The organism is Paenimyroides marinum (assembly GCF_900108395.1).
Classification (GTDB): domain Bacteria; phylum Bacteroidota; class Bacteroidia; order Flavobacteriales; family Flavobacteriaceae; genus Flavobacterium; species Flavobacterium marinum.
The window spans coordinates 22,658-28,750 of sequence record NZ_FNXE01000034.1 but is presented as its reverse complement, the minus strand read 5'-3'; the positions used below and the strand labels follow the sequence as shown (position 1 = coordinate 28,750).

At 33.7% G+C, this 6,093-nt stretch carries 8 protein-coding genes; 1 reads left to right on the top strand and 7 read right to left on the bottom strand.

Going from position 1 to position 6,093, the window contains the following annotated elements; all coding sequences use genetic code 11:
• Nucleotides 1-151 precede the first annotated feature (151 nt).
• Nucleotides 152-1,054 (bottom strand): pseudouridine synthase, encoded by a 903-nt coding sequence (locus BLW20_RS11150; RefSeq protein ID WP_091100749.1) that lies wholly within the window; start codon nt 1,052-1,054, stop codon nt 152-154.
• A 72-nt stretch (nt 1,055-1,126) separates the two neighbouring features.
• Here BLW20_RS11150 and BLW20_RS11145 point away from each other — a divergent pair, with 72 nt between their 5' ends.
• A complete protein-coding gene (locus BLW20_RS11145; RefSeq protein WP_091100746.1) occupies nt 1,127-1,597 on the top strand; it encodes a hypothetical protein in 471 nt (156 codons plus the stop codon).
• 36 nt (nt 1,598-1,633) lie between these two features.
• On the opposite strand, the gene BLW20_RS11140 is transcribed toward BLW20_RS11145, so the two are convergent.
• From BLW20_RS11140 to BLW20_RS11115, 6 genes are all read right to left on the bottom strand, one after another.
• Nucleotides 1,634-2,560, bottom strand: a complete 927-nt coding sequence (locus tag BLW20_RS11140) for a geranylgeranylglycerol-phosphate geranylgeranyltransferase (protein ID WP_091100742.1) — start codon at nt 2,558-2,560, stop codon at nt 1,634-1,636.
• 3 nt (nt 2,561-2,563) lie between these two features.
• On the bottom strand, nt 2,564-3,502 hold the full coding sequence (locus BLW20_RS11135) for a mevalonate kinase family protein (protein WP_091100761.1): 939 nt from the start codon (nt 3,500-3,502) through the stop codon (nt 2,564-2,566).
• 81 nt (nt 3,503-3,583) lie between these two features.
• A complete protein-coding gene (locus BLW20_RS11130; protein ID WP_091100739.1) occupies nt 3,584-3,967 on the bottom strand; it encodes a group III truncated hemoglobin in 384 nt (127 codons plus the stop codon).
• Between the two features lie 67 nt (nt 3,968-4,034).
• Nucleotides 4,035-4,379 (bottom strand): cysteine-rich CWC family protein, encoded by a 345-nt coding sequence (locus BLW20_RS11125; RefSeq protein ID WP_091100735.1) that lies wholly within the window; start codon nt 4,377-4,379, stop codon nt 4,035-4,037.
• Nucleotides 4,380-4,393: 14 nt separating this feature from the next.
• The gene (locus tag BLW20_RS11120; RefSeq protein ID WP_091100731.1) at nt 4,394-4,762 is read right to left on the bottom strand and encodes a hypothetical protein; all 369 of its coding nucleotides are present in this window, start codon (nt 4,760-4,762) and stop codon (nt 4,394-4,396) included.
• 183 nt (nt 4,763-4,945) lie between these two features.
• The gene (locus BLW20_RS11115) at nt 4,946-6,034 is read right to left on the bottom strand and encodes a diphosphomevalonate decarboxylase (RefSeq protein WP_091100728.1); all 1,089 of its coding nucleotides are present in this window, start codon (nt 6,032-6,034) and stop codon (nt 4,946-4,948) included.
• Between the last annotated feature and the right edge of the window lie 59 nt (nt 6,035-6,093).

Genomic DNA, 6,093 nt, shown 5'->3' with positions numbered 1-6,093 from the left:
CAACTAATTTTGCCCTATTTGAAAGATTGCCCGTTTAGTAGTGATTTTTTTCATACAATCCCACATTTAGTTGTTAAATATAACAAAAAATCCATTTCAAATTGAAACGGATTTTTTTATCTCTAAAAGCTCAAAACTGTGAACTAAAAATTTATTTTAAATTCTTTAAATTAATCACTTCCTGTTCGGTAAGGAAACGCCATTGTCCGCGGGCAATGCCCCATTTGGTTAATCCCGCAAACATTACGCGGTCTAATTTAATAACGTTATAACCCAATTTTTCAAAAACAGCACGAACCACCTTTACATTCGATGTTTTTACTTTAATACCTACTTCACTTTTTGGCTGGTTTTCAACATACGAAACCTCTTCTACCCAGACTTTATGTTCGTTGATATAAACACCCGTTTGAATTTTTTCTAAATCTTCGTATTTCAGATTTTTATCTAAAGAAACCTGATACAGTTTTGAAGAATGTTGTGCCGCATTGGTAAACTTCTGTATCATTTCGTTATCATTTGTAAACAACAACAAACCAATGGTACTTTTGTCCATTCTGCCCACTGGTTTTAACACCGAAGTAGATGCGTTGCGTATCAAATCATAAGCACTTGAAACGTTTTCATCATCGGCAGTAGAAAAACCTTTTGGCTTGTTCAATAAAACATACACTTTCTTCTCCGGATTCAGCAAAACACCATCAAAAACCACTCTATCGTTTGGTTTTACTTTGTATCCCATTTCGGTAACCACTTCACCGTTTACAGTTACATTGCCCGACTGAATGTACAAATCGGCATCGCGACGTGAACAAACTCCTGAATTTGAAATGTATTTGTTTAAACGAATGGTATCGTCTTTCACCGCAGCTGGCTTTTCTGTTTTTGCCGGTTTATCCCATTTTTTGAAAGGTTTATCGTCCTTTTTAAACGGTTTGTTGTATTTTGAAGCGGATGATTTTCCGTCTTGTTTATTCTTATCGTATGATCCTCCTTTTGAAAAAGAAGGCTTTCTGTTATTTCTGTTCCCGTTATTTCCGCCCCGCGTATTCATTTTGAAAAAATTTTTACAAAGATACGAGAATAATTAGCATCTTTACATTAAGTTTTAAATTGTAGAAAAGTTATGAAAAACAAATGGATTATATTGATACTGATTCAGGCAATAATTAGTTTGATTTCTGGCATTTTACTGTCAAAAATGTCTGTTATAGGAAAAATTGGTGTATCAACCGTTTATACCGAATATGGTTTTTTAAAACATTGGTACAAAGGATTTGCAGCCGTTTTCATCATTCAATTGTTATTAATTGCGATTTTATGGATTGTAAAACGTATTACTACTTACAAAAACTTTAGCATTGTAAATCTGGCACTGATCATTTTAGGATTATTAGGACTGTTTTACACCTATTACGATTTTACATCGACCAGCCATAAATACATGAACAGTCAGTTTCATACCGGCGGATATTTATTCTGGGCAGGATGGTTTGTTACTTGTTTATATTTCTTCTTTGCAAGAGTAAAACCGAAACCAAAACCTATAGATACTGAACCAATAAATACAACAGAGCAAACATCTGATAGCCTATAATTAAAAATCCTGTGTTATAAACGGATACAGGATTTTTTATAAATAAGGTATTACCAGTTTTTTTCCGTTAATAATCACATTTGGATCGATCAATACAATGGAAAGTACGCCTAAAAGAATAATTAGTTTTAAGAGAATGTGGAGCTTTTTATAATCAAGTTGTGAATTTGCCTGGTACAGAAATATTATAAAAGCTAAAAGCAATCCGCTGCTTACATAAAAATAATACTGCATATAACCCACTTCGTAATACGTTATCAATGCAAAGGCAGGCAACAACGTTACAAGCACCAAAAAAGTAATTAAACTCTTTGAAACATTGGTTCCAAAACGCACCGGAATGGTTTGATAATTATTTGCAAAATCGCCTTTGATGTTTTCTAAATCCTTAACAAATTCGCGAATTAAAATAATAAGATAAAGGTAGAATCCGTGAGCGAAAATACCCCAGCTAAAATTTTGAAAGTGCATTAAAATTCCGAAAAAAGGAAGCAAAACCAACAAAGATGCCGTAATGTTACCTATAATAGGGTATTTTTTCAACTTATGAGAATAAAACCAAAGAATGAAAATATACACGGCATAAAAAGCTGCTGCACGCCACGATACCAGCCATGCTAACAGTACACTTAAAAAATTCAGAAAAAAATACACCCGAAACTGTGTTTCCCTACTGATTTTTTTGTCAAGTAACGATTTAAACGGACGGTTGATTAAGTCTTTTTCGGTGTCGTAAAAATTATTGATGATATACCCCGAAGCAATTGCTAATGCACTGCTTAAAATGATTAAAAACAAACTGCCATCGGTTAAAACAGTAATGGCTCTCGATTGAGAGCCAAAAATAAAGACTGCCGACAGATATTGTGCGAATATCACAACGGCTATGTTGTATCCACGAACTACCGAAAAAAAACTGAGAAATTTTAATAACGTTCTTTTAAGTTGTCGTGAGCGTTCCATTTTCTAAAATCTGTAAACCAATTCTAATTTATAATCTTTTAATGCTTCTTTTGCTTTCTCATAATCAGGTGCGAAACCTAAAATATAGCCACCACCGCCTGAACCACACAATTTTAAATAATAATCGTTGGTATCAATGCCTTGTTGCCAAACGTTGTGAAATTTCTCAGGAATCATTGGTTTAAAATGATTCAAAGCAATTTTAGAAAGTTGTTTGGTATTGGTATAAACCGATTTAAAATCACCTTTCAAGAAACTTTCCACACACAATTCGGTATATTTATTAAACTGTGTTTTAAGCATTTTTCGGAAACCTTCGTTTTTAAGGTTTTCCATAAAAATGTTTACCAACGGTGCCGTTTCTCCAACCATTTCAGAATCAATCAAGAAAACCGCTCCCTGCCCCTCTTCTTTTTGAGAAGGAATTCCTGTGGGTTCAATATGATCTTTTGAATTGATTAAAATCGGCAGACTTAAATACGAATTTAACGGGTCTAAACCTGATGAAGTTCCATGGAAAAACGATTCCATTCTTCCAAAAATTTGTTTTAAAATCAACAGTTTTTCTCTGTTCAAATTCTCTAAAACCGTGATTTTATCTTTGGCATATTTATCGTAAATGGCAGCAACTAAAGCACCGCTGCTTCCCACACCATATCCTTGCGGAATGCTTGAATCGAAATACATTCCGGCTTCCACATCTTTGTTTAAAGCATCCATATCAAACTGAACCAGTGCCGGTTCATTGATTGTTAACTGATGCAGATAAGCCGCAAACGCTTTTAAACTTTGGTTGGATTTTTTTGCAGTTTCAGATAAATTTTTATCGATCTTTAATGCTCCGTTGTAAAAATTGTACGGAATAGCCAACCCTTTAGAGTCTTTTATGATTCCGTATTCGCCAAACAACAAGATTTTGGAGTAAAACAATGGCCCTTTCATATCGTTTATTTTGTAAAACAAAGATAGGTAATTTTTAAATACAAAAACCTGTAAGGTAAAAAATTACAAGATTGGTTCTTTTTAATACAACATCAACACCCGAAACATTAAACTTTTAGCGATACTTGCCGAGCTGGATTTCATATCTTCAGCGTTGTTTCCTTCAAAGAGTTCATCAATGGTTTCATGAAACAACATAAGCCAATGTTCAAAATGCGTTTCGTTTATCGGGCTTTTTTCGTGCAGTTCTTTATGAACCTGCATAGGATTTCCTTTAAAATTGCCTGTTCCAAATAAAATCACTTCCCAGAAATCATACATTTTAGGCAAATGTTTGTCCCAATTAGTTTGTGCTACATCGTTAAACAGATATCCTATAAAATCATCTTTACGAACACGTTCATAAAAGCGATTGACCAACAATTCTATATCTTTTCTGCTTAAAATATCATGTTTTTGTTCCATTGGTTTTATTAATTTTTCACAAAATTAAGTTTTAAAAAACTGATTTTTTATGATTGTAATCATAGTTCTATTTATGAATCCCGTAAACACAATGGCGGCAACCGTTTTTACAACAGCGTCCTTTTAAATAATGATACAATTCGGTAAAAACAAAATAGCCGTTTTCCATATAAAAATGTAGTCCTTCCACCATTTCCGTCGGGCGTTTAGGGAATTTGTTGGTCAGTGAAAATTTGGTTAATTCGTCAAACTTCTTTAAACAGTCGTTGCACAAACAATCGTGTTGCGTTTTTTCATAGAGAAACTGAACAGTTTCATCTAAAAGCTCCACTTTTTGACAATCGCAGTTTGAAATGTCATCTACGTTACATAAAATCGGTGTATGGCAATGAGTGCATTTTTCGGTTTTCATTTTTTTTCAGACATTTAATCATACAATTCTTCTCCTTTTTTTATTCTGTCATCAGATTGAAAATCTGTTAATGTACCTTTTCGTGTTCCATAAATTCCTTTAATATCAATTGTTTGATTCGTTTGTGTATCAAGAACTTTAATTCCTATGTTGAGTTTATCTCCCTCCGCAAAATAAGTATTGTAAACGATATATTTAAAATTATTAACCGAAAATACTAAATAATCCAATTGCATTCCTGAATTTTTAATACCGCCGCCTCTCATCCAACCCGAATATTCAAATTTATCAAAACTGCTTTTGTCTTTATTTTCGGGATATTCCATTTCTATTTTTTCAGAAGTTCCAAATCTGTAAACGATATATTCCTCCTTTTTGTCCATACAAATAGTTACAATTTTCCTGTTTTTTGTCTGAAAAGCGAATAAGTTTTTCGTTTTCAAGCTGATATTTTCCGTTATAGATTTCTATATCATCCGATTGAGTCTCGCTTTTTTGTGAATTACATTCGTAGGATTGTAATACAAAAACGAGAAATATGAATGTAAATAGCTTTTTCATTTCTGTTATAAATTTGCAATCAATTTCGCTCCAAACCCCATTTCATCATGTATAAACTGTCCGTTTTGACAATGCTCCGACAATTGATTTTCTATGAAACTTTGAACTTCTGTTTTGTATTTTTCGGGATATAAAACGTGTACATTGGCACCGGCATCTAAGGTAAAACAAACAGGAACGTTGGCTGTTTCTCTGAATTTCCAGATCTGATTAATAATTTCCAATGTATTGGGTTTCATCAAGATAAAATACGGCATCGAAGTCATCATCATAGCGTGCAACGTCAATGCTTCACTTTCTACCAATGCAATAAATTGTTCTAAATTTCCCGATTTTAAAATATCTTTTAACTGCGAAATATTTGTGTGTGCCTGCTCAAAACGTTGTGTAGCAAACGGATGATTGTGCATTAGTTCGTGACCAACGGTACTCGACACTTGCTTTTCACCTTTATCGACCAATAAAATGCTATCCTGATAATTTTGGAAAACAGCGTGAACCTCGTAAGGAAATTCCGCGCCAAACAAATCGGAACTATTTTCAATACTTCCCGTTTCACCCCAAACCACGATGTTTCCTTTGATGCTTCGGCAAGCACTTCCCGAACCCAATCGTGCCAGCAACGATGCTTTTTGCAGATAATAATCTTCTGTTTGATGAGGATTAACTAACTTTTCCAATGCAATGATATTTGCCGATAACGCTGCCATACCCGAAGCCGACGAAGCAATTCCGGAACTGTGTGGAAAAGTGTTTTTGGTATCAATCGTAAAATAATAATCTAAAGTATACGGACACAAATCCTGAATGCGTTCAAAATACTTCTGGATTTTTGGCCGGAACGATTCTTTCGGTTGTCCTTCAAACAATAAATCAAACGAAATGGATTTTTCTGTTTTAGGTTCAAATTGTAAAGTGGTAATGGTTTTACAATGATTCAACGTAAAGCTCAACGACGGGTTTGCAGGAATTTGATTGTCTTTTTTCCCCCAATATTTTACCAAAGCAATATTACTTGGTGCCGAAAAGGTAAACGAACCTTTATTGGTTAGTTTTGTATTATTTGTTGTTTTGAATTTATCTAAAATTGTCATTTTATCTGTTTAATTATTTTCTTTAGTTCTCGACAAGCTCGAACTGACGCACTGTTATT